At 40.6% G+C, this 22,948-nt stretch carries 25 protein-coding genes; 14 read left to right on the top strand and 11 right to left on the bottom strand.

Features of this window, described 5'->3' with window-relative positions; translation table 11 throughout:
- Positions 1-7: 7 nt before the first annotated feature.
- The 12 genes from rplF (at position 8) to rplQ (ending at position 6,512) form a co-directional block, all read left to right on the top strand.
- Complete coding sequence (rplF, locus tag PNEUHYL_RS04305) at positions 8-541, top strand: 50S ribosomal protein L6 (RefSeq protein ID WP_059366022.1); 534 nt, start codon at positions 8-10, stop codon at positions 539-541.
- A gap of 13 nt (positions 542-554) precedes the next feature.
- Complete coding sequence (gene rplR / locus PNEUHYL_RS04300) at positions 555-908, top strand: 50S ribosomal protein L18 (RefSeq protein WP_018356923.1); 354 nt, start codon at positions 555-557, stop codon at positions 906-908.
- Between the two features lie 14 nt (positions 909-922).
- Positions 923-1,423 carry a 30S ribosomal protein S5 gene (gene rpsE / locus PNEUHYL_RS04295; protein ID WP_059366021.1) on the top strand — a complete coding sequence of 167 codons (501 nt, stop codon included), beginning with the start codon at positions 923-925 and terminating at the stop codon, positions 1,421-1,423.
- Between the two features lie 6 nt (positions 1,424-1,429).
- Positions 1,430-1,609 carry a 50S ribosomal protein L30 gene (rpmD, locus tag PNEUHYL_RS04290; RefSeq protein WP_005543631.1) on the top strand — a complete coding sequence of 60 codons (180 nt, stop codon included), beginning with the start codon at positions 1,430-1,432 and terminating at the stop codon, positions 1,607-1,609.
- A gap of 3 nt (positions 1,610-1,612) precedes the next feature.
- On the top strand, positions 1,613-2,047 hold the full coding sequence (rplO, locus tag PNEUHYL_RS04285; protein WP_059366020.1) for a 50S ribosomal protein L15: 435 nt from the start codon (positions 1,613-1,615) through the stop codon (positions 2,045-2,047).
- 7 nt (positions 2,048-2,054) lie between these two features.
- Positions 2,055-3,380 (top strand): preprotein translocase subunit SecY, encoded by a 1,326-nt coding sequence (gene secY / locus PNEUHYL_RS04280; RefSeq protein ID WP_059366019.1) that lies wholly within the window; start codon positions 2,055-2,057, stop codon positions 3,378-3,380.
- Between the two features lie 30 nt (positions 3,381-3,410).
- A complete protein-coding gene (gene rpmJ, locus PNEUHYL_RS04275; RefSeq protein ID WP_005625868.1) occupies positions 3,411-3,524 on the top strand; it encodes a 50S ribosomal protein L36 in 114 nt (37 codons plus the stop codon).
- A gap of 140 nt (positions 3,525-3,664) precedes the next feature.
- The gene (rpsM, locus tag PNEUHYL_RS04270; RefSeq protein ID WP_059366018.1) at positions 3,665-4,021 is read left to right on the top strand and encodes a 30S ribosomal protein S13; all 357 of its coding nucleotides are present in this window, start codon (positions 3,665-3,667) and stop codon (positions 4,019-4,021) included.
- 12 nt (positions 4,022-4,033) lie between these two features.
- On the top strand, positions 4,034-4,423 hold the full coding sequence (rpsK, locus tag PNEUHYL_RS04265) for a 30S ribosomal protein S11 (RefSeq protein WP_005543603.1): 390 nt from the start codon (positions 4,034-4,036) through the stop codon (positions 4,421-4,423).
- Positions 4,424-4,452: 29 nt separating this feature from the next.
- On the top strand, positions 4,453-5,073 hold the full coding sequence (rpsD, locus tag PNEUHYL_RS04260; protein ID WP_059366017.1) for a 30S ribosomal protein S4: 621 nt from the start codon (positions 4,453-4,455) through the stop codon (positions 5,071-5,073).
- 31 nt (positions 5,074-5,104) lie between these two features.
- Positions 5,105-6,088: a DNA-directed RNA polymerase subunit alpha gene (locus tag PNEUHYL_RS04255; RefSeq protein WP_059366016.1), complete on the top strand. Its 984-nt coding sequence runs from the start codon at positions 5,105-5,107 to the stop codon at positions 6,086-6,088.
- A gap of 40 nt (positions 6,089-6,128) precedes the next feature.
- Positions 6,129-6,512: a 50S ribosomal protein L17 gene (gene rplQ / locus PNEUHYL_RS04250; RefSeq protein ID WP_059366015.1), complete on the top strand. Its 384-nt coding sequence runs from the start codon at positions 6,129-6,131 to the stop codon at positions 6,510-6,512.
- Between the two features lie 332 nt (positions 6,513-6,844).
- On the opposite strand, the gene galU is transcribed toward rplQ, so the two are convergent.
- From galU to PNEUHYL_RS04210, 8 genes are all read right to left on the bottom strand, one after another.
- The gene (galU, locus tag PNEUHYL_RS04245; protein WP_059366014.1) at positions 6,845-7,732 is read right to left on the bottom strand and encodes a UTP--glucose-1-phosphate uridylyltransferase GalU; all 888 of its coding nucleotides are present in this window, start codon (positions 7,730-7,732) and stop codon (positions 6,845-6,847) included.
- Between the two features lie 19 nt (positions 7,733-7,751).
- Positions 7,752-7,946, bottom strand: a complete 195-nt coding sequence (gene csrA / locus PNEUHYL_RS04240) for a carbon storage regulator CsrA (RefSeq protein ID WP_059366013.1) — start codon at positions 7,944-7,946, stop codon at positions 7,752-7,754.
- Between the two features lie 80 nt (positions 7,947-8,026).
- Positions 8,027-10,651, bottom strand: a complete 2,625-nt coding sequence (gene alaS / locus PNEUHYL_RS04235) for an alanine--tRNA ligase (protein WP_059366012.1) — start codon at positions 10,649-10,651, stop codon at positions 8,027-8,029.
- A gap of 261 nt (positions 10,652-10,912) precedes the next feature.
- Positions 10,913-11,338: a universal stress protein UspA gene (gene uspA, locus PNEUHYL_RS04230; RefSeq protein WP_059366011.1), complete on the bottom strand. Its 426-nt coding sequence runs from the start codon at positions 11,336-11,338 to the stop codon at positions 10,913-10,915.
- Positions 11,339-11,431: 93 nt separating this feature from the next.
- On the bottom strand, positions 11,432-12,730 hold the full coding sequence (gene pepP / locus PNEUHYL_RS04225) for a Xaa-Pro aminopeptidase (RefSeq protein WP_059366010.1): 1,299 nt from the start codon (positions 12,728-12,730) through the stop codon (positions 11,432-11,434).
- Positions 12,731-12,759: 29 nt separating this feature from the next.
- Positions 12,760-13,308, bottom strand: coding sequence for a YecA/YgfB family protein (locus tag PNEUHYL_RS04220; protein ID WP_059366009.1), 549 nt, complete (start codon positions 13,306-13,308; stop codon positions 12,760-12,762).
- 109 nt (positions 13,309-13,417) lie between these two features.
- The gene (groL, locus tag PNEUHYL_RS04215; protein ID WP_059366008.1) at positions 13,418-15,061 is read right to left on the bottom strand and encodes a chaperonin GroEL; all 1,644 of its coding nucleotides are present in this window, start codon (positions 15,059-15,061) and stop codon (positions 13,418-13,420) included.
- Positions 15,062-15,117: 56 nt separating this feature from the next.
- Positions 15,118-15,408: a co-chaperone GroES gene (locus tag PNEUHYL_RS04210; protein WP_018356907.1), complete on the bottom strand. Its 291-nt coding sequence runs from the start codon at positions 15,406-15,408 to the stop codon at positions 15,118-15,120.
- A 222-nt stretch (positions 15,409-15,630) separates the two neighbouring features.
- On the opposite strand from PNEUHYL_RS04210, the gene aspA reads away from it, so the two are divergent.
- Positions 15,631-17,049 carry an aspartate ammonia-lyase gene (gene aspA / locus PNEUHYL_RS04205; protein ID WP_059366007.1) on the top strand — a complete coding sequence of 473 codons (1,419 nt, stop codon included), beginning with the start codon at positions 15,631-15,633 and terminating at the stop codon, positions 17,047-17,049.
- A gap of 188 nt (positions 17,050-17,237) precedes the next feature.
- Here the strand turns inward: aspA and pckA are convergent, their stop codons facing one another.
- Positions 17,238-18,854 carry a phosphoenolpyruvate carboxykinase (ATP) gene (gene pckA / locus PNEUHYL_RS04200; RefSeq protein ID WP_059366006.1) on the bottom strand — a complete coding sequence of 539 codons (1,617 nt, stop codon included), beginning with the start codon at positions 18,852-18,854 and terminating at the stop codon, positions 17,238-17,240.
- A gap of 183 nt (positions 18,855-19,037) precedes the next feature.
- Positions 19,038-21,347: a Tex family protein gene (locus tag PNEUHYL_RS04195; RefSeq protein ID WP_059366005.1), complete on the bottom strand. Its 2,310-nt coding sequence runs from the start codon at positions 21,345-21,347 to the stop codon at positions 19,038-19,040.
- Positions 21,348-21,458: 111 nt separating this feature from the next.
- On the opposite strand from PNEUHYL_RS04195, the gene greB reads away from it, so the two are divergent.
- Positions 21,459-21,938 carry a transcription elongation factor GreB gene (gene greB, locus PNEUHYL_RS04190; RefSeq protein ID WP_059366004.1) on the top strand — a complete coding sequence of 160 codons (480 nt, stop codon included), beginning with the start codon at positions 21,459-21,461 and terminating at the stop codon, positions 21,936-21,938.
- Positions 21,939-21,996: 58 nt separating this feature from the next.
- Here greB and PNEUHYL_RS04185 read toward each other — a convergent pair whose 3' ends face one another.
- Positions 21,997-22,899 (bottom strand): AraC family transcriptional regulator, encoded by a 903-nt coding sequence (locus PNEUHYL_RS04185; RefSeq protein ID WP_059366003.1) that lies wholly within the window; start codon positions 22,897-22,899, stop codon positions 21,997-21,999.
- Between the last annotated feature and the right edge of the window lie 49 nt (positions 22,900-22,948).

The following is a 22,948-nucleotide window of genomic DNA, read 5'->3' as shown; positions in this document are numbered from 1 at the left end:
TAGGAAAATGTCTCGTGTTGCAAAAGCACCTGTTAATATTCCTGCCGGTGTTGAGGTTAAACTTAACGGTCAGTTATTAACAGTAAAAGGTAAAAATGGCGAGTTATCTCGCACAATTCATAATTCAGTTGAAGTTAAACAAGATAATGGTCAACTAACTTTTACTCCACGTGAAGGTTTTGTTGAGGCGAATGCTCAATCGGGTACAGCTCGTGCATTAGTTAATGCAATGGTTATCGGTGTTAATGAAGGCTTCACTAAAAAATTAGTATTGGTTGGTGTTGGTTACAGAGCACAACTTAAAGGTAACGTAGTTGCATTAAGTTTAGGCTATTCCCACCCGGTAGAGCACACTTTGCCGGCAGGTATTACTGCTGAATGCCCTTCTCAAACAGAGGTTGTATTGAAAGGTGCTGATAAGCAGTTAATCGGTCAAGTTGCAGCAGATATTCGCGCTTATCGCCGTCCTGAACCTTATAAAGGTAAAGGGGTACGTTACTCTGATGAAGTGGTACGTATCAAAGAGGCTAAGAAGAAATAATTAAGGTAACACTATGGATAAGAAATCAGCTCGTATCCGTCGTGCAGCTCGTGCACGCTATATGATGAGAGAGCAAGGTGTAACTCGTTTAGTTATTCACCGTACTCCACGTCATATTTATGCACAAGTTATTGCACCAAACGGTTCAGAAGTGCTTGCCGCTGCTTCAACTGTTGAGAAAGCAATTCGTGAGCAAGTAAAATATACTGGTAACAAAGATGCTGCTGCTGTAGTAGGTAAAACTGTTGCAGAGCGTGCCTTGGCAAAAGGCGTAAAGGCAGTTGCTTTTGATCGTTCCGGTTTTAAATATCATGGACGTGTCCAAACTTTAGCGGACGCTGCTCGTGAAGCTGGTCTACAGTTCTAATGGGGTAAATTTAGATGTCAAACATCGAAAAACAAGCTGGTGAACTGCAAGAGAAGCTAATCGCAGTAAACCGTGTATCAAAAACTGTAAAAGGTGGTCGTATTATGAGCTTTACCGCATTGACTGTGGTTGGTGATGGTAACGGCCGTGTCGGTTTTGGTTATGGTAAAGCGCGCGAGGTTCCGGCAGCGATCCAAAAAGCGATGGAGAAAGCTCGTCGCAATATGATTAATGTAGCTTTAAATGAAGGTACATTGCAACACCCGGTTAAAGGTGTTCATACTGGTTCTCGTGTATTTATGCAACCGGCTAGCGAAGGTACAGGTATCATTGCTGGTGGTGCGATGCGTGCAGTATTAGAAGTTACTGGTATACGTAATGTTCTTTCGAAAGCATACGGTTCTACCAACCCAATTAATGTTGTTCGTGCAACTATTGATGCATTAGCAAACATGAAATCACCAGAAATGGTTGCTGCGAAACGTGGTAAGACCGTTGATGAAATTTTGGGGTAATTGATAATGGCTAAAACTATTAAAGTAACACAAGTTCGTAGTTCGATTGCTCGTTTACCGAAGCATAAAGCTACCTTGCGTGGTCTTGGTCTTCGCCATATGCACCACACAGTTGAGTTAATTGATACACCAGCAGTACGTGGAATGATTAACCAGGTTTCATACATGGTTAAAGTAGAGGAGTAAGAGATGCGTTTAAATACTCTATCCCCGGCTGAAGGCGCAAAACATAGTTCTAAACGCCTTGGTCGTGGTATTGGTTCTGGTCTAGGTAAAACTGGTGGACGTGGTCATAAAGGTCAAAAATCTCGTACCGGTGGCGGAGTTCGTCGAGGTTTTGAGGGTGGTCAAATGCCATTGTACCGTCGTTTACCAAAATTTGGTTTTACTTCAATGAAAGCTGCCGTTACTGCAGAAGTTCGTTTGAATGACTTGAATAAAGTAGAAAACGGTGTGGTAACTTTAGAAACACTAAAAACTGCAAATATTTTAACCAAGGATATTCAATTTGCTAAAGTTATTTTGGCAGGCGAGTTGAAATCTGCAGTAGTTGTTCGCGGTTTACGTGTGACTAAAGGTGCGAAAGCAGCAATTGAGGCTGCTGGCGGTTCAATTGAGGAATAATTAGCAAATGGCTAAACAACCAGGTTATCAAGCTAGAAGTACCAATAGTGGTAAAAGTGAGCTAAGAAGTAGATTGCTTTTTGTTTTAGGTGCACTTATTGTTTATCGTATTGGTTCATTTATTCCGGTTCCTGGTATTGATGCAGCCGTACTCGCTCAATTAGTTGAACAACAAAAAGGTACCATCATTGATATGTTTAACATGTTCTCTGGTGGTGCATTAAGTCGAGCATCAATTCTTGCGCTAGGGATTATGCCGTACATCTCGGCATCTATCGTGATTCAATTGTTAGCAACGGTTTCTCCTGCTCTAGCTGAATTGAAGAAAGAAGGAGCAGCTGGTCAGAGAAAGATTACCAAGTATACTCGTTATGCCACGGTAGTTTTTGCGACTATTCAGGCTGTTGCGATCTCTACGGGTTTACCAAATATGTTACCTGGACTGGTTCCAAATGTTGGATTCAGTTTTTATTTTACCTCGATAGTAAGTTTAGTAACTGGTACTATATTTTTAATGTGGTTAGGTGAACAAATTACAGAGAGGGGAATTGGTAATGGTATTTCGATTCTTGTTTTCGGAGGGATTGTAGCAGGATTGCCTACTGCTATTCTAGAAACAATTGAGCAGGCTCGCCAAGGACAAATGCATCCATTAGTTCTTTTGCTAATAGCTGCAATTGTGTTTGCAGTAACTTATTTTGTTGTTTTTGTAGAAAGAGGACAACGTCGAATTCGGATTGAGTATGCTAAACGTCAGCAAGGTCGTCAGATCTTAGGTGGACATTCAACACATTTACCGTTAAAAGTTAATATGGCAAATGTAATGCCGGCAATCTTTGCATCCAGCATTATCTTATTTCCTGCAACATTGACGCAATGGTTTGGTCAAAATGATAAATTTGAGTGGTTGAATAATTTATCAATGCTGTTGAATCCTGGTCAACCTTTATATTTGCTTGTTTATGCAATTGCAATTATTTTCTTCAGTTTCTTCTACACTGGAATGCAATATAACCCGCGTGATACGGCAGATAACTTAAAAAAATCTGGTGCATTTATCCCAGGAATTAGACCGGGTGAGCAAACATCGCGTTACATTGATAAAGTAATGACCCGACTAACTTTAATTGGTGGTCTTTATGTAACGTTTGTCTGTTTGGTTCCTTATATTATGACATCGGCTTGGGATGTTAAATTCTACTTCGGTGGAACATCATTATTGATCGTTGTCGTTGTAATTATGGATTTCATTGTACAGGTTCAAAGTCACTTAATGTCGTCTCAATATGAATCTGCATTGAAAAAAGCAAACCTCAAGGGGTTAGGACAATAATTGTCCAATTAACGTAAAAAAGGATAAGCAATGAAAGTTCGTGCTTCCGTAAAGAAAATGTGTCGTAACTGTAAAATTGTTAAACGTGAAGGTGTTGTGCGTGTATTATGTAGCGACCCTAAACATAAGCAACGTCAAGGTTAATTGATAACTTTTTCTTGCAAAGAACCAGTTGAGCAGCTATACTGCCCAACTCATTTACATCCTTGATATTCTGTTTGAGTATCCTGAAACGGGCTTTTCAAGATCAGAATATCAATTAATTTAGAATATAGGAGTGCATAGTGGCCCGTATTGCAGGCATTAACATTCCTGATCATAAACACACTGTAATTGCTTTAACTGCAATTTATGGTATCGGTAAAACTCGTTCAAAAGCTATTTGTGCTGCTGCGGGGATTGCCGAAGATGTTAAGATCAGAGAGTTGTCTGAAGAGCAGATTGACAAACTGCGTGACGAAGTTGGTAAATTTACCGTTGAAGGTGACTTACGTCGTGAAGTAACACTAAACATCAAACGTCTTCTTGACTTAGGTTGTTACCGTGGTTTACGCCATCGTCGTAGTTTACCTGTACGTGGTCAACGTACTAAAACAAACGCGCGTACCCGTAAGGGTCCTCGTAAGCCGATCAAAAAATAGTCGGGGTAAATAATGGCTAAAACACCAGTTCGTGCACGTAAACGTGTAAAAAAACAAGTTGTAGATGGCGTAGCTCATATTCACGCATCTTTCAATAACACAATCGTTACTATTACCGACCGCCAAGGCAATGCTTTAGCATGGGCAACTGCTGGTGGTTCAGGTTTCCGTGGTTCTCGTAAATCAACTCCGTTTGCTGCACAAGTTGCTGCTGAACGTTGTGCTGAAATTGTTAAAGAATTCGGCTTAAAGAACTTGGAAGTTATGGTTAAAGGTCCGGGGCCAGGTCGTGAGTCAACAATTCGTGCATTAAATGCAGCGGGTTTCCGTATCACGAACATTACAGATGTAACCCCGATTCCTCATAACGGTTGTCGTCCACCGAAAAAACGTCGTGTTTAATGGCGTAATAGGATAGTTGGAGAAAGAAAATGGCAAGATATTTGGGCCCTAAACTCAAGCTGAGCCGTCGTGAAGGCACTGATTTATTTCTTAAATCAGGTGTGCGTGCGATCGATTCAAAATGTAAAATTGATACAGCACCAGGTCAACATGGTGCTCGTAAACCGCGTTTATCTGACTATGGTAGTCAGTTACGTGAAAAGCAAAAAGTTCGTCGTATTTATGGTATTTTAGAACGTCAGTTCCGTAACTACTATAAAGAAGCGAATCGTTTAAAAGGTAACACTGGTGAAAACTTATTAGTGTTATTGGAAGGTAGATTAGATAACGTTGTTTATCGTATGGGATTTGCTGCAACTCGAGCAGAAGCTCGTCAGTTAGTAAGTCATAAAGCGATCGTGGTAAATGGTCGTGTTGTGAATATCCCATCTTTCCAAGTTGCAGTTAATGATGTTATTGCTGTTAGAGAAAAATCTAAAAAACAAGCACGTATTAAGGCGTCATTAGAATTAGCAGAACAAAGAGAGAAGCCAACTTGGTTAGAAGTTGATGTAGCTAAAATGGAAGGTGTTTTTAAACGTATTCCTGAACGTTCTGATTTATCAGCAGATATTAATGAACATCTGATCGTTGAGCTTTACTCTAAATAGTAGTGAAGCTTAAAAGTAAAGAGAGGATAAAATGCAGGGTTCTGTTACAGAATTTTTAAAACCACGTTTAGTAGATATTGAGCAGATTAGCTCAACACATGCTAAGGTGATCCTTGAACCGTTAGAGCGTGGCTTTGGTCATACTCTAGGTAATGCATTACGTCGTATTCTTCTATCTTCAATGCCGGGTTGTGCTGTAACTGAAGTAGAGATCGAGGGAGTACTGCATGAGTATAGTAGTAAGGAAGGTGTTCAAGAAGATATTCTTGAAGTGCTTTTAAACCTTAAAGGTCTAGCGGTCAAAGTACAGAATAAAGATGATGTTATTCTGACACTAAATAAATCTGGAATTGGCCCTGTTGTTGCAGCGGATATCTCCCATGATGGGGATGTTGAAATTGTAAATCAAGACCATGTGATTTGTCACTTAACTGACGAAAATGCTTCGATTAGTATGCGTATTCGCGTTCAGCGTGGTAGAGGATATGTTCCAGCTTCAACTCGCATTCAAATAGATGAACGTCCAATTGGTCGTTTACTTGTTGATGCTTGTTATAGCCCTGTTGAAAGCATTTCTTATAATGTTGAAGCAGCCCGTGTTGAACAACGTACGGACTTGGATAAATTAGTTATTAATTTAGAAACAAATGGTACGTTGGATCCTGAGGAAGCAATTCGTCGTGCAGCAACAATCTTAGCAGAGCAACTTGATGCATTCGTTGATTTACGTGATGTTCGTCAGCCTGAAATTAAGGAAGAAAAACCGGAGTTTGATCCGATTTTATTACGTCCTGTAGATGATTTAGAGTTGACAGTTCGTTCTGCTAACTGTTTGAAAGCAGAAACAATTCACTATATCGGTGACTTAGTACAACGTACAGAAGTTGAGTTATTAAAAACACCTAATCTCGGTAAGAAATCGCTTACTGAAATTAAGGATGTACTTGCTTCACGTGGCTTGTCACTTGGTATGCGCCTTGAGAATTGGCCGCCAGCAAGTATTGCTGAAGACTAATTTGGTCATAGATTAAGGTTTTTCTTAGAAGGATAAGATCATGCGCCATCGTAAGAGTGGTCGTCAACTAAACCGTAATAGCAGCCATCGCCAAGCGATGTTCCGTAATTTAGCCAGTGCGTTAGTTAGTCACGAAATTATCAAGACAACTTTGCCTAAAGCTAAAGAATTACGTCGTGTAGTTGAACCGTTAATTACATTAGCAAAAGAAGATAGCGTTGCAAACCGTCGTTTGGCATTCGCTCGTACTCGTAACATTGATACTGTTGCGAAATTATTCAATGAATTGGGCCCACGTTTTGCTCAGCGTGCAGGTGGTTACACCCGTATTTTAAAATGTGGTTTCCGTGCAGGTGATAATGCTCCAATGGCTTACATTGAGTTAGTTGAGCGCCCAGAAGCTGTAGAAACAGTGACAGAATAATTTAGTTGAATAATAAAGTAAAAAAGCTCGCGAATCTGCGAGCTTTTTATTATTTGGAGTTCATAGGTAGGATAGATATGATCAATTCTATTTTTATAGAATATAATTTATATCGAAAAAATAGAAAATTTAGAGTAAAACTCATAGCATAGGTTTTACTGAATGTTCATAGGATGTTTGATTTGAAATTTGTGGAGCTTTGATGCTATCTATCAGAGAAACCAGTCAAAAATACTCACCTTTAATTTATCAAGCTCTATATTTGCCTTGTAGTATCTTATGAGGCTAGGATAATAAAAAAGCGGTAAAATTTACCGCTCTTTTCATAACTTTTATAAGCTCTTGGCAAGGTTTTTAATAAATATTTTAAAATCTTTACCTAATTTTTCATGTCGAATACCGTATTCAACAAAGGCCTGCATGTAACCGATTTTATCACCGCAATCAAAAGAGGTACCGGTCATATGGAATGCTTCGACATTTTCTTTCTCAATAAGCATATCAATCGCATCGGTTAATTGAATTTCATCGCCTACTCCAACTGGGGTCTTTTCTAATAAATCCCAAATCGCAGAAGAAAATACATAACGACCGACTACCGCAAGGTTAGATGGGGCATCTTCAATTGAAGGTTTTTCAACAATGTTTTCAATTTTAGCACTTTCCCCATCTTTTACTTCTACATTGCCGCAATCAACAATACCATAACTACTCACTTCTTCCTGATTGACGGGAGCCACCATGATTTGACTGGATCGAGTATCATTAAAACGTTTAATCATAGCGGACAAATTTTCTTTTTTTTGATTTGCGCTAAAATCGGCAAGTAGTACATCCGGTAGCACAACAGCAAAAGGTTCATTGCCTACTACTGGACGTCCACATAATACAGCATGCCCTAAACCCTTTGCATTACCTTGACGTACATGTATAAGGGTTACATCTTTAGGACAGATAGAACGAACTTCCTCTAAAAGTTGGCGTTTTACACGCTTTTCCAACATTGTTTCAAGTTCAAAAGATGTATCGAAATGGTTTTCTATAGCATTTTTTGATGAATGAGTAACGAGCACAATCTCTTTAATACCGGCAGCAACACATTCACTTACTACATATTGGATTAATGGTTTGTCTACTAATGTAAGCATTTCTTTTGGAATTGCCTTCGTGGCAGGTAACATACGAGTGCCTAAACCGGCAACAGGAATGATCACTTTCATATATTAAAATCCATAATAATTAAGATAAATCATCAGAAGATGGTTCATCTTGTTTCTTTTTTATTTGTTGGTAAATCTCTTCTCGGTGAACAGATACTTCTTTAGGTGCTTGTACGCCAAGCTTTACTTGGTTTCCGCGAACACTTAAAACTGTGATAGAAATATCGTCTCCAATAAGTACACTTTCGCCAACTTTACGAGTTAAGATTAACATCTTTTATCTCCCTAGGTCGCATTTATTAGATATCCCTATCAATCAAAAAATGGTTGGCATCCGACCAACCAAGGATTGTACTACAGATTTTCATTTAGCCAGCTCTGGGCAACAATTAAGGCTTCTGTCACATTTTCCGGTTGGGAGCCTCCTGCCATTGCCATATCCGGGCGACCGCCACCTTTACCGCCAACCTGCTGCGCCATTAAATTCACAAGCTCACCGGCTTTTATTTTAGTGGTTAAATCTTTTGTTACACCAACAATAAGATTAACTTTTTCATCCAAAATAGATGCAAACACAATAACACCGGAACCAAGCTGATTTTTTAAATCATCAACCAGCACCCGCAGTGATTTTGTCTCAACACCATCTAATTGACGAAGGATAACGGAAACATTATTAATTTTGACCGCACTTTTGACTAAATCAGAGCCAGCCTGTACTGCTGCTTTTTCTTTTAAACTTTGAAGTTCTTTCTCTAGTTTCTTTGCTTTATCCTGAAGTTGCTGGATTTTATCTACAAGAGTATTTGTATCTGATTTTAGCAATTCTGTACTTTGGTTCAAAATATCCTGTTGTTTTAATATCCAATTGATCGCATTTTCTGCGGTTACTGCTTCGATTCGGCGAATTCCTGCAGCAACAGCCGTTTCTGTTGTAATTTTAAATAAACCTATATCTCCGGTTCGTTTTGCGTGAATACCTCCACATAGTTCAATAGAGAAATCTCCCATTGTTAATACTCGAACCTGATCGCCATATTTTTCACCAAACAGTGCCATAGCCCCTTTTTCTTTTGCGACTTCAATTCCCATAATCTCTGTTTGAATTGGGAAATTTGCGCGTATTTTTTGGTTTACAAGGCGTTCTATTTCCGAGATCTGTTCTTTATTCAGTGCTTCCGGATGTGAAAAATCAAAACGTAAGGCTGCTTCTGAAACAAGAGAACCTTTTTGTGCAACATGAGTTCCTAATAGTTGGCGTAAGGCAGCATGTAGCAAGTGTGTTGCAGAGTGGTTAAGTGCGGTTTGGTTACGGCGCTCAATATCTACTACCGCTTTCACAGTTTGTCCAACGGACAATGATCCTTGCTCTAATTCACCAATATGTCCAAATATTTGACCATATTTTTGGGTGTCTTTCACATTAAAAGCAACGCCTTCTATAGTTAAGTAACCACTGTCGCCAATTTGGCCGCCTGATTCTGCATAAAATGGTGTATTTTCTAATACAACTACAGCACTTTGACCGGAGGAGATCTGTTCTACCGATTTGCCGTCATGGAAAAGTGCGGTGATTTTTGCTAAAGATTCCGATTCGGTATAGCCTTCAAATTGTGTTTCGCCCTCAACACGAATGACATTATTGTAATCTACACCGAACTGGCTTGCTGCTTGGGCACGAGTGCGCTGCGCTGCCATTTCACGTTCAAATCCCGCTTCATCAATAGTAATATTACGCTCACGACATACATCAGCGGTTAAATCCAATGGGAAACCATAGGTATCATAAAGTTTGAAAGCGATTTCACCGGAAAGCACACCATCTTTCACTTCAGAAAGTGCTTCATCTAAAAGGGTTAAACCACGCTCCAATGTGCGAGCAAACTGCTCTTCTTCCAAACGCAGTAATTTTTCGACATTTGCTTGTTTTTCTTTGATATCTTGACCGGCTTCCGCCATCACTTCAATCAAAGTAGGTACCAATTTGTAGAAAAATGCGTCTTTTGCACCAAGTAAGTGTCCATGACGCACTGCACGGCGAATAATGCGACGTAATACATACCCACGTCCTTCATTCGATGGAATGACGCCATCTGCAATTAAGTAGGCACAAGAACGAATATGGTCTGCAATTACACGAAGTGATTTATTGGCTAGATCGGTTGTGCCAACAATTTCTGCGGTTTTTGCGATTAATGTTTTAAAAATATCAATATCGTAGTTTGAATTGACATGTTGTAGCACTGCGGCAATACGCTCTAAGCCCATACCGGTATCCACCGATGGACGTGGTAATTTTTCCATTGTTCCATCAGCCAAACGATTGTATTGCATGAATACAACATTCCAAATTTCGATGTAACGATCGCCATCTTCTTCCGGTGAGCCCGGAGGTCCGCCCCAAATATGCTCGCCATGATCATAGAAAATTTCAGTACAAGGACCGCAAGGGCCGGTATCTCCCATTGCCCAGAAATTATCCGAGGCATAAGGTGCACCTTTGTTATCTCCGATTCTGATAATGCGCTCTGCTGGCACGCCAACTTCTTTATTCCAAATATCGTAGGCTTCATTATCCGTTTCATAAACGGTTACCCACAATTTTTCTTTCGGTAAGCCAAGCCACTGCGGTGAGGTTAAAAATTCCCAAGCAAAATTAATCGCATCATGTTTAAAGTAATCACCAAAGCTGAAGTTACCCAACATTTCAAAAAAAGTATGGTGGCGAGCGGTATAACCTACGTTTTCTAAGTCATTATGTTTACCACCGGCACGCACACAACGTTGAGCCGTTGTCGCACGCGAATAAGGGCGTTTGTCCAAACCTAAGAATACATCTTTGAATTGGTTCATTCCCGCATTGGTAAAAAGTAACGTTGGATCATTTTCAGGTACAAGCGAGCTACTTGCGACCACTTGGTGTTCTTTACTATGAAAGAAATTAAGGAACGATTGTCTAATTTCCGCTGTCGTTTTCATCATAAACCCGTTGTAAAAATAATTTAAAGTTAAAAAGTAAAGCGCTCCATTGTTGCATATTTTTTGAGTTTATAAAAACTTTTTACGTGTGATTATCTAATGTTGTTTGTTATTTGAGCGATTTGTTATTTTCCTTGTGGAAAAATGTCATTAGATAAAATATCCGCTAAAATCTAAAAATAAAAACCGCACTTCACTACATAATGCAAGAAGTACGGTTGAAGTTTATTTTTCAGTTTAAAAATAGGCAACAACTGTTATTTAATCGTCAAGAAGTGGAACGACTAACATATCAATTTTAATCGTATTCATTACTTGGCGTGTTGAAGACATTAACTTACTCCAAAAATCTTGGTGATGACCTGTAACCAATAAATCAACATCATACTGTTCTATCGCATCGGTCAGCACCTGTCCGAGATCACCACTACCGCTCAATTTCTCTAAAATAGGATAATCAGCTTGCTCTGCGAGTTCCAACAATGCTTTTTGAGTCTCACTTGAAATTCGATCTTGCATAGAATACATATTGACATCAATCAATCCGGTATAAAGATCCGAAAAGTTTACATCTACGTGGATGATTGAAAGTTTCGCCTCATGACGTTTTGCAATTCCTACCGCTTTTTTTACTAAGAATTCACTTTCATCTGAAAGATCCACGGCGACTAAAACATGTTTATACATAATCGACTCCTTATCTGTTGGACTTATTTACTCTGCTAGGATAGTAGCATTTCACCATTTAAAAAAACTTGCTCTAGATCACATTTTGAGAAATTACCGGTCTTTTTCCATTAGATTTTCAATCTCTTCGATTTCTTTTGGTACCGCTGCTGTTAAGATTTTATTGCCGTATTCCGTCATTAATAAATTATCTTCGATACGTACACCAATTCCTTTATATTGTTCCGGCACATCGGCGTCTTCGGAAATATACAAACCGGGTTCCACCGTAATCACCATGCCAACTTCTAAAGTGCGGCTGCGTTCTTCGCCATATTCACCTACGTCGTGTACATCCAAGCCGAGCCAATGGCCTAATCCGTGCATATAAAATTGACGGTAGGCTTTCTGCTCAATGAGTTCCTCTACATTTCCATGTAAAATACCTAACTCAACTAAGCCCTGCACTTTTATGCGGATCACCTCATCATTCACAGTCTTTATTGAATTACCCGGTACTAATAATTCAATAGCGCGTTTTTGTGCTTTTAGAACGAGTTCGTAGATTTCACGTTGAGCTTGGCTAAATTTACCGTTGACTGGAAATGTGCGTGTAATATCCCCTGCATACATCGCAAATTCACAACCGGCATCAATTAAAACTAAATCGCCTTCTTTCAAGGGTTGATCATTTTCTGTGTAATGCAAAATACAGGCATTATCTCCACCGGCGATAATCGAATTGTAAGATGCAAAACGTGCGCCATGGCGGTTAAATTCGTGCAAAATTTCACTTTCAATTTCATATTCAAAACGATTAGGGCGTGTTTTTTGCATTGCTCTAATATGTGCTAATGCGCTAATTTGCCCTGCTTGTTGCATTAAGCGGATTTCATTGGGGGATTTAATCAGACGCATTTCGCTAATCATAGGACTCCAATCCAAAACCTCCGTAAAATTAACCGCACTTTCTGAAAGCAGCTTATCTCCCCATAAATGAAATTCAGGCATATAATAAAGTGCGGTCAGATTTTTGGTCATTTTAGGAAAAACGGCATTAAAATCATCAATAGAGTAGGCCTCGTCTAGCTTGAGTTTTTGTGGGGCTCGTTCAACACCTAAACGACGCCCATTCCAAGTTTCAAGTAAAGGATCTCGCGGTCGAAGAAAGATAATCGCCTTTTCCGATTGTGCGGTTTTCACTAATAGCAAAGCGGCATTAGGCTCATTAAAACCGGTTAAATACCAAAAGTAGCTATCTTGGCGAAAGGGAAAAGTACAATCATTGTTGCGACGTTTTTCAATTTCGGAAAACAGTAACAACGCAGAATGAGGCTGCATGTTTGCCAAAACCCGTTTCCGACGTTCAATAAATTCTTCTTGGGGCAATTCGAGCATATACGCAAGATCCATTTTTCTCTCCTTTTATGTGTGTTTTTTCGTTAGTGTAATACTGGTTTTTCCGTGTTTGATGCTTGATTAAATTGTGTGTAGAACAATGTTGCGATAGTTCTTACGTATTCAATGATTTCTTCAAGCGCTTCGTTCATTTCCTCTTCATCATCGTTTTCATCATAGCCCAATTGGCAAATATCATGTAAATCAGCTACGGCCTCACCGATTTCACCTTTTTCTTTGTCTAAATGAGGCTGTGCTAATCCTAATCCGAGTAAAAAATGATTTGACCATTCGGATAGGCTATCTGCACGTGTGAATACATTTTCGCTCTCAATTAATCCCAATTCAAAAGAAAAACTTTCGACATCTGCCAATGTTTCAGAAATTGTTTGATAAAGTTCACTTACTTGTTCTAAAAGTGCGGTCGGATAAGCGTGATTATCGTGAGTAAATTGGTAGAGCAGTGGTTGCCAACTTTGATCTTTGATGCCACCACAAATTAATCCGCTTAGAAAGCCGTGAAGTTCCGTTGCGTTAATACCGATACCGGAAGATTGGAGTTGTTTGTTAAGTTCGTTTTGAGAAATTGTCATTATTTATTTCCATGATAAAAATTCTTTTCAGTGTAAACCTTTATAAATAAAAAAGCGATCGCTTTCCATTGGAAAACGACCGCACTTTTTATTTGATGATAGGTGGCGATTACATCATTCCGCCCATACCACCCATGCCGCCCATACCGGCACCTAAGTCTGCTTTTTCATCTTTTGGTAGCTCGGTTACCATACATTCCGTAGTAATCATCAAACCTGCTACAGATGCGGCAAATTGTAATGCAGAACGGGTTACTTTGGTTGGATCTAAGATACCCATTTCCAACATATCGCCATATTGTTCAGTGCTGGCATTGTAACCAAAGTTGCCTTCACCGGCTTTTACTGCGCTTGCAACCACAGAGGCTTCTTCGCCCGCGTTAGTCACGATTTGACGTAAAGGTGCTTCCATTGCGCGTAACGCAAGTTTGATTCCCACGTTTTGTTCTTCGTTATCACCGTTTAATGTTGTCGCAACTTTAGACGCTGCTCGAACCAGCGCAACACCGCCGCCGGCAACGATACCTTCTTCTACTGCCGCACGAGTGGCGTGTAATGCGTCGTCAACACGGTCTTTTTTCTCTTTCATTTCTACTTCGGTCGCCGCACCAACTTTGATAACAGCAACACCGCCGGCTAATTTAGCCACACGTTCTTGCAGTTTTTCTTTATCATAATCAGACGTGGATTCTTCGATTTGCTGACGAATTTGTGCGACACGACCATTGATTTGCGTTTGGTCGCCGATACCGTCAATAATGGTTGTATTATCTTTATTGATTACAACACGTTTTGCTTGACCAAGATCTTCTAATGTCGCTTTTTCAAGCTCCATACCGATTTCTTCGGAAATTACGGTACCTGCCGTTAAGATAGCAATATCTTGTAGCATTGCTTTACGACGATCACCAAAGCCCGGCGCTTTTACCGCTGCCACTTTTACAATACCGCGCATGGTATTCACGACTAAAGTTGCAAGTGCTTCACCTTCCACATCTTCAGCAATGATGAGTAATGGTTTACCTGCTTTCGCTACGGCTTCCAATACCGGTAGTAATTCACGGATATTGGAGATTTTTTTATCTACCAATAAAATGTATGGGTTGTCTAATTCAACAATTGCGGCTTCCGGTTTATTAATAAAGTACGGAGAGAGATAACCGCGATCGAATTGCATCCCTTCTACTACGGCAAGTTCATCTTCCAAACCGGTACCGTCTTCCACGGTGATTACACCTTCTTTACCCACTTTTTCCATCGCCTGTGCGATCAATTGACCGACAACGCTGTCTGAATTTGCCGAAATTGTCCCTACTTGTTCAATTTCTTTTGACGTTTCGCAAGGTTTAGAAAGATTTTTAAGCTCAGAAACAACCGCACTGACTGCTTTATCAATACCGCGTTTTAAATCCATGGGGTTCATGCCTGCCGCTACGGCTTTTAAGCCTTCGCTGACAATTGCCTGTGCAAGAACGGTTGCGGTGGTTGTACCGTCACCTGCGGCATCATTGGCTTTAGAGGCAACCTCTTTCACCATTTGTGCGCCCATGTTTTCAAATTTATCTTCTAATTCAATTTCACGCGCTACAGATACACCATCTTTAGTGATGGTTGGCGCTCCGAATGATTTATCTAAAATAACATTACGACCTTTCGGACCAAGAGTTACTTTCACTGCATCCGCTAATACGTTCACGCCGTTTAACATTTTTACGCGCGCATCATTACCAAATTTTACGTCTTTTGCTGCCATTTTATTGTTTCCTTTCATTTAATTTGTTTCAAAGTGCGGTGATTTTTTGTGAAGTTTTATTCAACAATCGCTAAAACATCGCTTTCAGAGATGATTAATACTTCTTCTCCGTCGATTTTTTCGCTTTTCACACCATAACCGTCATTGAAAATCACCGTATCACCTACTTTAACATCCAAAGGTTGAACTGTGCCATTTTCCAAAATACGACCTTTTCCCACCGCTAATACTTTTGCACGGGTTGATTTTGTCGCCGCAGAGCCGGTTAATACGATACCGCCTGCCGATAAGGTTTCAACTTCTTCACGTTTGATAATCAAACGATCGTGTAATGGACGAATATTCATGATTAATTTCCTTCTTTAAAAAATGTGAAATTCCCACCTTATATGGGAATAAAAATTTTACTTTCAAGAGAAAAATTTAAAAATTTTTAGCCCTAAAAAAACTAATTTGAATGATGAAAATATGTCTTGAAGCCTCATTCAAAAATGTGATCTCAATCAATTTTTTTCTTATGAAAATTTCTATAATGTTGGCAGGTTAATTAACTCAAATAGGTGAGAAAAATGACACAATTTAGAAAAGAAGTGGATTTATTGGGTGAACGTGAAGTACCGGCGGATGCTTACTGGGGTATCCATACGCTAAGAGCGGTTGAAAATTTCAATATTTCTAATGTGACCATTTCTGACGTACCGGAATTTGTACGCGGTATGGTGATGGTAAAAAAAGCTACCGCTTTAGCGAACGGCGAGTTAGGCGCTATTCCGGCAGATATCGCAAAAGCGATTGTTTCAGCCTGCGATGAAATTTTGACGACCGGTAAATGTATTGATCAATTTCCGTCAGATGTATATCAGGGCGGTGCGGGCACTTCGGTAAATATGAATACCAATGAAGTGGTTGCGAATCTTGCGTTGGAAAAACTGGGTCATCAAAAAGGGGAATACCAATTCTTAGATCCAATGGATCACGTGAACGCCAGTCAATCGACTAACGATGCTTATCCTACCGGTTTCCGTATTGCAGTATATAACAGTATTTTAAAACTGGTTGATAAAATTCAATACCTGCAAGAAGGGTTTGAAAACAAGGCAAAAGAATTCAATAACATACTGAAAATGGGGCGTACTCAGTTGCAAGATGCGGTGCCAATGACCGTAGGACAAGAATTTAAAGCCTTCGCGATATTGCTTGAAGAAGAAGTCCGTAATTTAAAACGTACCGCCGAATTATTACTTGAGGTTAACCTTGGTGCGACGGCAATCGGTACCGGTTTAAACACACCGCAGGGCTATGCGCAACTTGCTGTGAAACACCTAGCGGAAGTAACCGGTTTACCGTGCGTGTTGGCTGAAAACTTAATTGAAGCAACCTCTGACTGCGGAGCCTACGTCATGGTACATGGCGCATTAAAACGCACCGCAGTAAAACTTTCTAAAGTATGTAATGACTTACGTTTACTTTCTTCCGGTCCGCGTGCAGGATTAAAAGAAATCAATCTTCCTGAGTTGCAAGCCGGTTCTTCCATTATGCCGGCAAAAGTGAATCCGGTTGTGCCTGAAGTAGTAAATCAAGTCTGCTTTAAAGTGATTGGTAACGATACTACCGTGACTTTTGCCTCTGAGGCGGGTCAATTACAATTAAATGTAATGGAACCGGTAATCGGTCAAGCTATGTTTGAATCTATCGACATTTTAACTAACGCTTGTGTCAATTTACGTGATAAATGTGTTGACGGCATCACAGTAAACAAAGAAATTTGCGAAAACTATGTGTTTAACTCAATCGGTATTGTGACTTACTTAAACCCATTTATTGGCCACCATAATGGGGATTTAGTCGGTAAAATTTGTGCCGAAACCGGTAAGGGTGTACGTGAAGTCGTGTTAGAAAAAGGATTACTCACCGCAGAGCAGTTAGATGATATCCTCTCTGTTGAGAACCTGATGAATCCGACTTATAAGGCAAAATTAAATAAATAGTTTTATAAGTTAAGAGAACCAAGTGTGGTCAAATTGACCACACTTTTTTATTGCTAAAAAACAGTCAAGATTGCCTAAGTTTTGTGTAGCGGAATTAAAAATTATATAGGGCTGACTTGTCGGTGCGAATATCTAACGAAAAAAACCGCACTGAAAAGTGCGGTTGAATTACGTAAGATATTTTCCGATTATGCTTCAGGGCCTGCTGAGATTAATGCTTTACCTTCAGCATTGGTTGCATATTTCTCAAAGTTTTTCACAAAACGACCCGCCAAGTCTTTCGCTTTTGCTTGCCATTGATCTTTGTCGGCATAGGTATCACGCGGATCTAAAATCGCAGAATCGACGCCCGGCAACACTTTTGGAATCGTTAAGTTAAAGATTGGTAATTTACCCATTTCCGCTTTTTCGATTGAGCCGTCTAAGATAGCGTCAATAATACCTCGGGTATCTTTAATCGAGATACGTTTGCCCGTGCCGTTCCAACCGGTATTGACTAAATAGGCTTCTGCACCTGCCGCTTCCATTCGTTTTACCAACACTTCAGCATACTGTGTCGGGTGCAGAGTTAGGAAAGCCGCACCAAAACAGGCGGAGAAAGTTGGCGTTGGCTCGGTAATGCCTCGTTCCGTACCTGCCAATTTTGCAGTGAAACCAGATAAGAAATAGTATTTGGTTTGTTCCGGTGTTAATTTAGAAACCGGCGGTAAAACACCAAAAGCATCAGCCGTTAAGAAAATCACTTTAGTTGCATGGCCTGCACGGGAAATCGGTTTAACGATATTATCAATATGGTGAATCGGGTAAGATACACGTGTATTTTCGGTTTTTGATGCGTCATCGAAATCAATAGAACCGTCAGCACGTACAACAACATTTTCTAACAACGCATCACGGCGGATTGCACGATAAATATCCGGCTCGTTTGCTTCAGAAAGATGAATGGTTTTGGCATAGCACCCGCCTTCAAAGTTGAAGACACCGACATCATCCCAGCCGTGTTCATCATCACCGATTAATTCACGTTTCGGATCGGTTGAAAGCGTCGTTTTACCGGTACCGGATAACCCGAAGAAAATAGCAACATCACCATCTTTACCAACGTTCGCGGAGCAGTGCATTGCACCTACGCCTTTTAACGGTAGGAAGTAGTTCATCATGGAGAACATCCCTTTTTTCATTTCACCGCCGTACCAAGTACCGCCGATTAATTGAATTCCCTCAGTTAAATTGAACGCAACAAAATTTTCAGAATTTAAACCCTGTTCTTTCCAGTTTGGATTGGTCACTTTTGAGCCGTTCATTACGACAAAGTCAGGTTCAAAGTCTTTCAGTTGTTCCTCTGTTGGACGGATGAACATATTTTTCACAAAATGCGCTTGCCATGCCACTTCAGTGACGATACGAACGGCGATACGATCTTTTTCGCTCGCGCCGCAGAAACCATCAACGACAAACAAACGCTTACGGGATAGTTGTTTAGTCACCAAGTCTTTTAAGCTTTGCCAAGTCGCTTGATTCATCGGTTTATTATCATTTTTTGCGGCTTCGGATGTCCACCAAACGGTATCTTTGGTTTTTTCATCCAAAACAATATATTTATCTTTCGGTGAACGGCCGGTAAAGATACCGGTATCAACGGCTACGGCGCCGGTATTGGTTAATGTCCCTTTTTCAAAACCCTCCAATCCGGGTTTGGTTTCTTCCTCAAATAATTGCTCGTAGCTTGGGTTATAGACAACTTCTTTTACGTCATAAATACCAAGGGTTTCAAGCGCTTTAATTACTTTGTTTAAGTCTGTCATAAGTCACCTCTGTATAAAAGATTAAAATTTAGCTACGCGCTATTTTAAAGAAAGTAAATCAGAAAAAATGTTAACTTGATCTCATTTTTGAAAATTCACATTAATTTCTACCTATTTAGAGTTGGTTTGACGGGCAAAATGAAAAAAATAAGGGGAATATGTACATTCCCCTATAAATATCGATTATTTTTTCCAATTTTTTAGTGCATCCGCAAAAGCATTACCCATTGAGCTATTGCCACGTGGATTACGCTCTTGGCGTGCAGTATTGCCCCGAGGTTTTGCCGATAAAGTGCGGTCGGATTTATCAGTATTTTTTACCGCACTTTCATCCAATCGCATTGTCAGTGCAATGCGTTTACGCGGTATATCCACATCTAATACTTTGACTTTCACAATATCGCCGGTTTTCACGACTTGATGTGGGTCTTCCACGAACTTATCACTAAGTGATGAAATATGTACCAGCCCGTCCTGATGTACGCCAATATCGACGAACGCGCCAAAATTGGTGACATTCGTAATCGTGCCTTCTAAAATCATGCCGGCTTTTAAATCCGAAATGTCTTCCACGCCCTCAATAAAAGTAGCCGTTTTAAATTCGCCACGAGGGTCACGCCCCGGTTTTTCCAATTCTTTGAAAATATCTTGTACCGTCGGTAAACCAAAACGCTCATCAGTAAACTGTGCAGCATTCAGCTGGCGCACAGTATGGCTTCCCATTAATTCTTGAATGGACTGTTGGGTCGCTTGTAAGATTTTTTCTACCAATGAATAAGCCTCCGGATGAACGCCTGAGGCATCCAGCGGATTTTTCCCATCTGCAATGCGCATAAAACCGGCACATTGTTCAAAGGCTTTTGGTCCGAGACGAGGCACTTTTTTTAGTTGCTCACGGCTGTCAAAACGACCGTTTTCATCACGATAAGCCACAATATTTTGCGCCAAGGTTTTTGTCATTCCTGCGACACGAGCGAGTAGTGGGGCGGAAGCCGTATTTAAATCAACGCCTACCGCATTCACACAATCCTCAACGACCGCATCCAATTTACGCGCTAATTGAGATTGATTGACATCGTGTTGATATTGCCCCACACCGATCGCCTTAGGTTCGATTTTCACCAGTTCAGCCAACGGATCCTGTAATCGGCGTGCAATGGATACCGCGCCACGCAAAGAAACATCTAAATGCGGGAATTCATTCGCGGCAAATTCTGAGGCGGAATAAACCGAGGCGCCCGCCTCACTCACTACTACGGTTTGCGGTTTATTGTCTTTGATTTCTTTAATCACTTCTTTCGCAAAACGTTCCGTTTCACGGGAGGCCGTACCATTACCAATCGCAATAAGTTCAACATTATGCTTGTGAATGAGATTAAATAAGGTCATTGTGGATTCGCTCTCACTACCGGTATGGGGATAAATGGTGGCGGTATCCAATAATTTCCCCGTGTTATCCACAACGGCAACTTTCACACCGGTACGTAATCCCGGATCAAGCCCCATCGTATTTTTTGAGCCGGCAGGTGCTGCCATTAAAAGTGCGGTCAGATTTCGGGCGAAAACATCAATGGCTTCTTCTTCCGCTTTTTCACGCAATGCTCCCATCAATTCTGTTTCTAAATGCAAGGACACTTTGATTTTCCATGTCCATGCAATCACTTGCTCACGCCATTTATCCGCCGGCTGACCGCTGAAACGCACGCCCAAATGTTCTCGAATAATGTCTTCACAATAACTGTGGCGCACCCCTTCCTCTGCCTCAGGATCTGCGTTTAAAGTTAGTTGTAAAATGCTTTCATTACGCCCTCGGAACATCGCCAAGGCACGGTGAGAGGGCACATTTTTCAGCAATTCTTGATGGTCAAAATAATCTTGGAATTTCGCGCCTTCCTGCTCTTTTCCTTCAACCACTTTCGCTTCAAGTTGGGCATTTTGCTGCAAATATTGTCGCACTTTTGCCAATAATTGCGCATCTTCGGCAAAACGCTCCATTAAAATATAGCGTGCGCCATCCAAGGCGGCCTTGACATCTGCCACGCCATTTTCGGCATTCACAAAAGAAAGTGCGGTCGTTTCCGGATCATTTTTTGGCTCGTTCCAAAGTAACTCGGCGAGAGGTTCAAGCCCCGCTTCAATGGCGATTTGCCCCTTTGTACGGCGTTTAGGCTTATAGGGCAAATACAAATCCTCAAGCTCGGTTTTGCTTTGGGTTGCTTCGATTTGCGCGCGCAATTCATCGCTGAGTTTGCCTTGCTCATCAATAGATTTCAAAATACTTTGACGGCGTTCTTCAAGCTCGCGTAAATAGCCTAAACGGGTTTCAAAATGGCGTAGTTGAGTATCATCTAAACCACCGGTGGCCTCTTTACGATAACGTGCAATAAATGGAATGGTGTTGCCGTCATCGACAAGTTGAATGGCGGCGAGAATTTGATTAGGTGCAACGTTAAGCTCTGTTGCGATAATTTGACTGATTTGTTGATTTAACATCGGAATACGTCTTTGTTGAAAATAAAGTTAATGAAAATCGGGGATAGAATACTGGTTTTGATAACTTGGCTCAAATATAATTCAATAAATTTTCCGACCTTTATAAAATAAATGGCAAAATCAAACTACATCACACGTCAAGGCTGGAACAGCTTAGATAAAGAACTTAAATTTTTGTGGAAAGAAGAACGCCCAAAAGTCACTCAGGCGGTTTCTGATGCGGCAGCGTTAGGGGATCGCAGTGAAAATGCCGAGTATATTTACGGCAAGCGCCGATTACGGGAAATTGATCGCCGTGTGCGTTTTCTCACCAAACGTTTAGAGGTTTTACAAATTGTGGATTACAACCCTAAGCAAGAGGGCAAAGTCTTTTTTGGCGCGTGGGTGGAATTAGAAGATGACGAGGGGGAGGTAAAACAATATCGTTTGGTCGGTTGCGATGAGTTTGACCCGGCGAAAAACTGGATCTCCATTGATTCACCTGTGGCTCGAGCTTTGATTGGTAAAACCATTGATGATGAAGTGAGTGTAGAAACGCCTTCCGGACGCATAACCCTTTATGTGAATCGTATTTGGTATGAGGAAAGTTAGGCTCAGCGCTAAAGTGCGGTTGAAATTTAAGGCAAATTTTAACCGCACTTTTTATTTTTTATTCGAGCCGATCTTCTTTTGCTGTCACCCCAAAAAATCGTTTATATTCACGCGAAAATTGAGAGGGACTTTCGTAGCCGACTAAGCTTGCTGCTTCAGCAATCGGGCGTTTTTCTTGCAAAATCAACACGCGGGCTTGCTGTAGGCGTAACTGTTTTTGGAATTTCATCGGGCTAATGCCGACAATAGCGCGGAAATGTTGGCGAAATGCAGACTCACTCATCAATGCCCTTTCGGCAAGGCTTGAAAGCGTATTTTTTGATTGCAGATGCTGTTTCATCCAGACCATCGTTTCAATAATTTTATGCGTTGCAGTGCCATCTTTCAGTAATGTCACCAATTCCGGATGAGCATGAAAAATCCGTAAAGCAATTTCCTGCTTAATCAGTTCTGCAAGAGGCCGGATAAGCGCTTCCTCTTGCAGGGTATCTACCAGTCGGGAAAGGCTTTCAAGCAGTTTTTCATTGGCATCAAACAGGTTGAAAATACGATTGGGCGTGTTGTGTTGCTGCATATTTTTATTATTCAATGCCAATGTACACGCCAAGTGAGAAAGTTGGTTAAAATCAAATTCTAACGCTAAACCTAAAAAAGGCTTGTTGAACGAGCATTCCGGCATATAAGCAAAGCCTGAAATATTCGCACCAATAAACAAAATCTGCCCCACTTCATAACAAATATGCTCGTTCTCCAAAGAAATTTCCTTCCGTCCTTGAAGAGCAACGACAATACCAAGCGGTTGCACGCAAGGTAATGAATAATTCGGATTGTCGTGGCGATAAAAACTCAAGCCTTCTATTTTGGTATGAATACGCCCTTCTTTCGGCATATAAGGCAACACTTTTGTAACCAGTTGATGGTAAAGTGCGGTCAATTTCTCAGGTGTTTTTGAAATTGTCATTTTCTACAATAAATCATGAACGAAATTTTCTGAAAATTTTAATTGAAAT

The sequence above is a fragment of the Rodentibacter caecimuris genome, from assembly GCF_001019715.1.
GTDB classification, from domain to species: domain Bacteria; phylum Pseudomonadota; class Gammaproteobacteria; order Enterobacterales; family Pasteurellaceae; genus Rodentibacter; species Rodentibacter caecimuris.
This window is presented reverse-complemented; position numbering and strand designations above follow the sequence as displayed.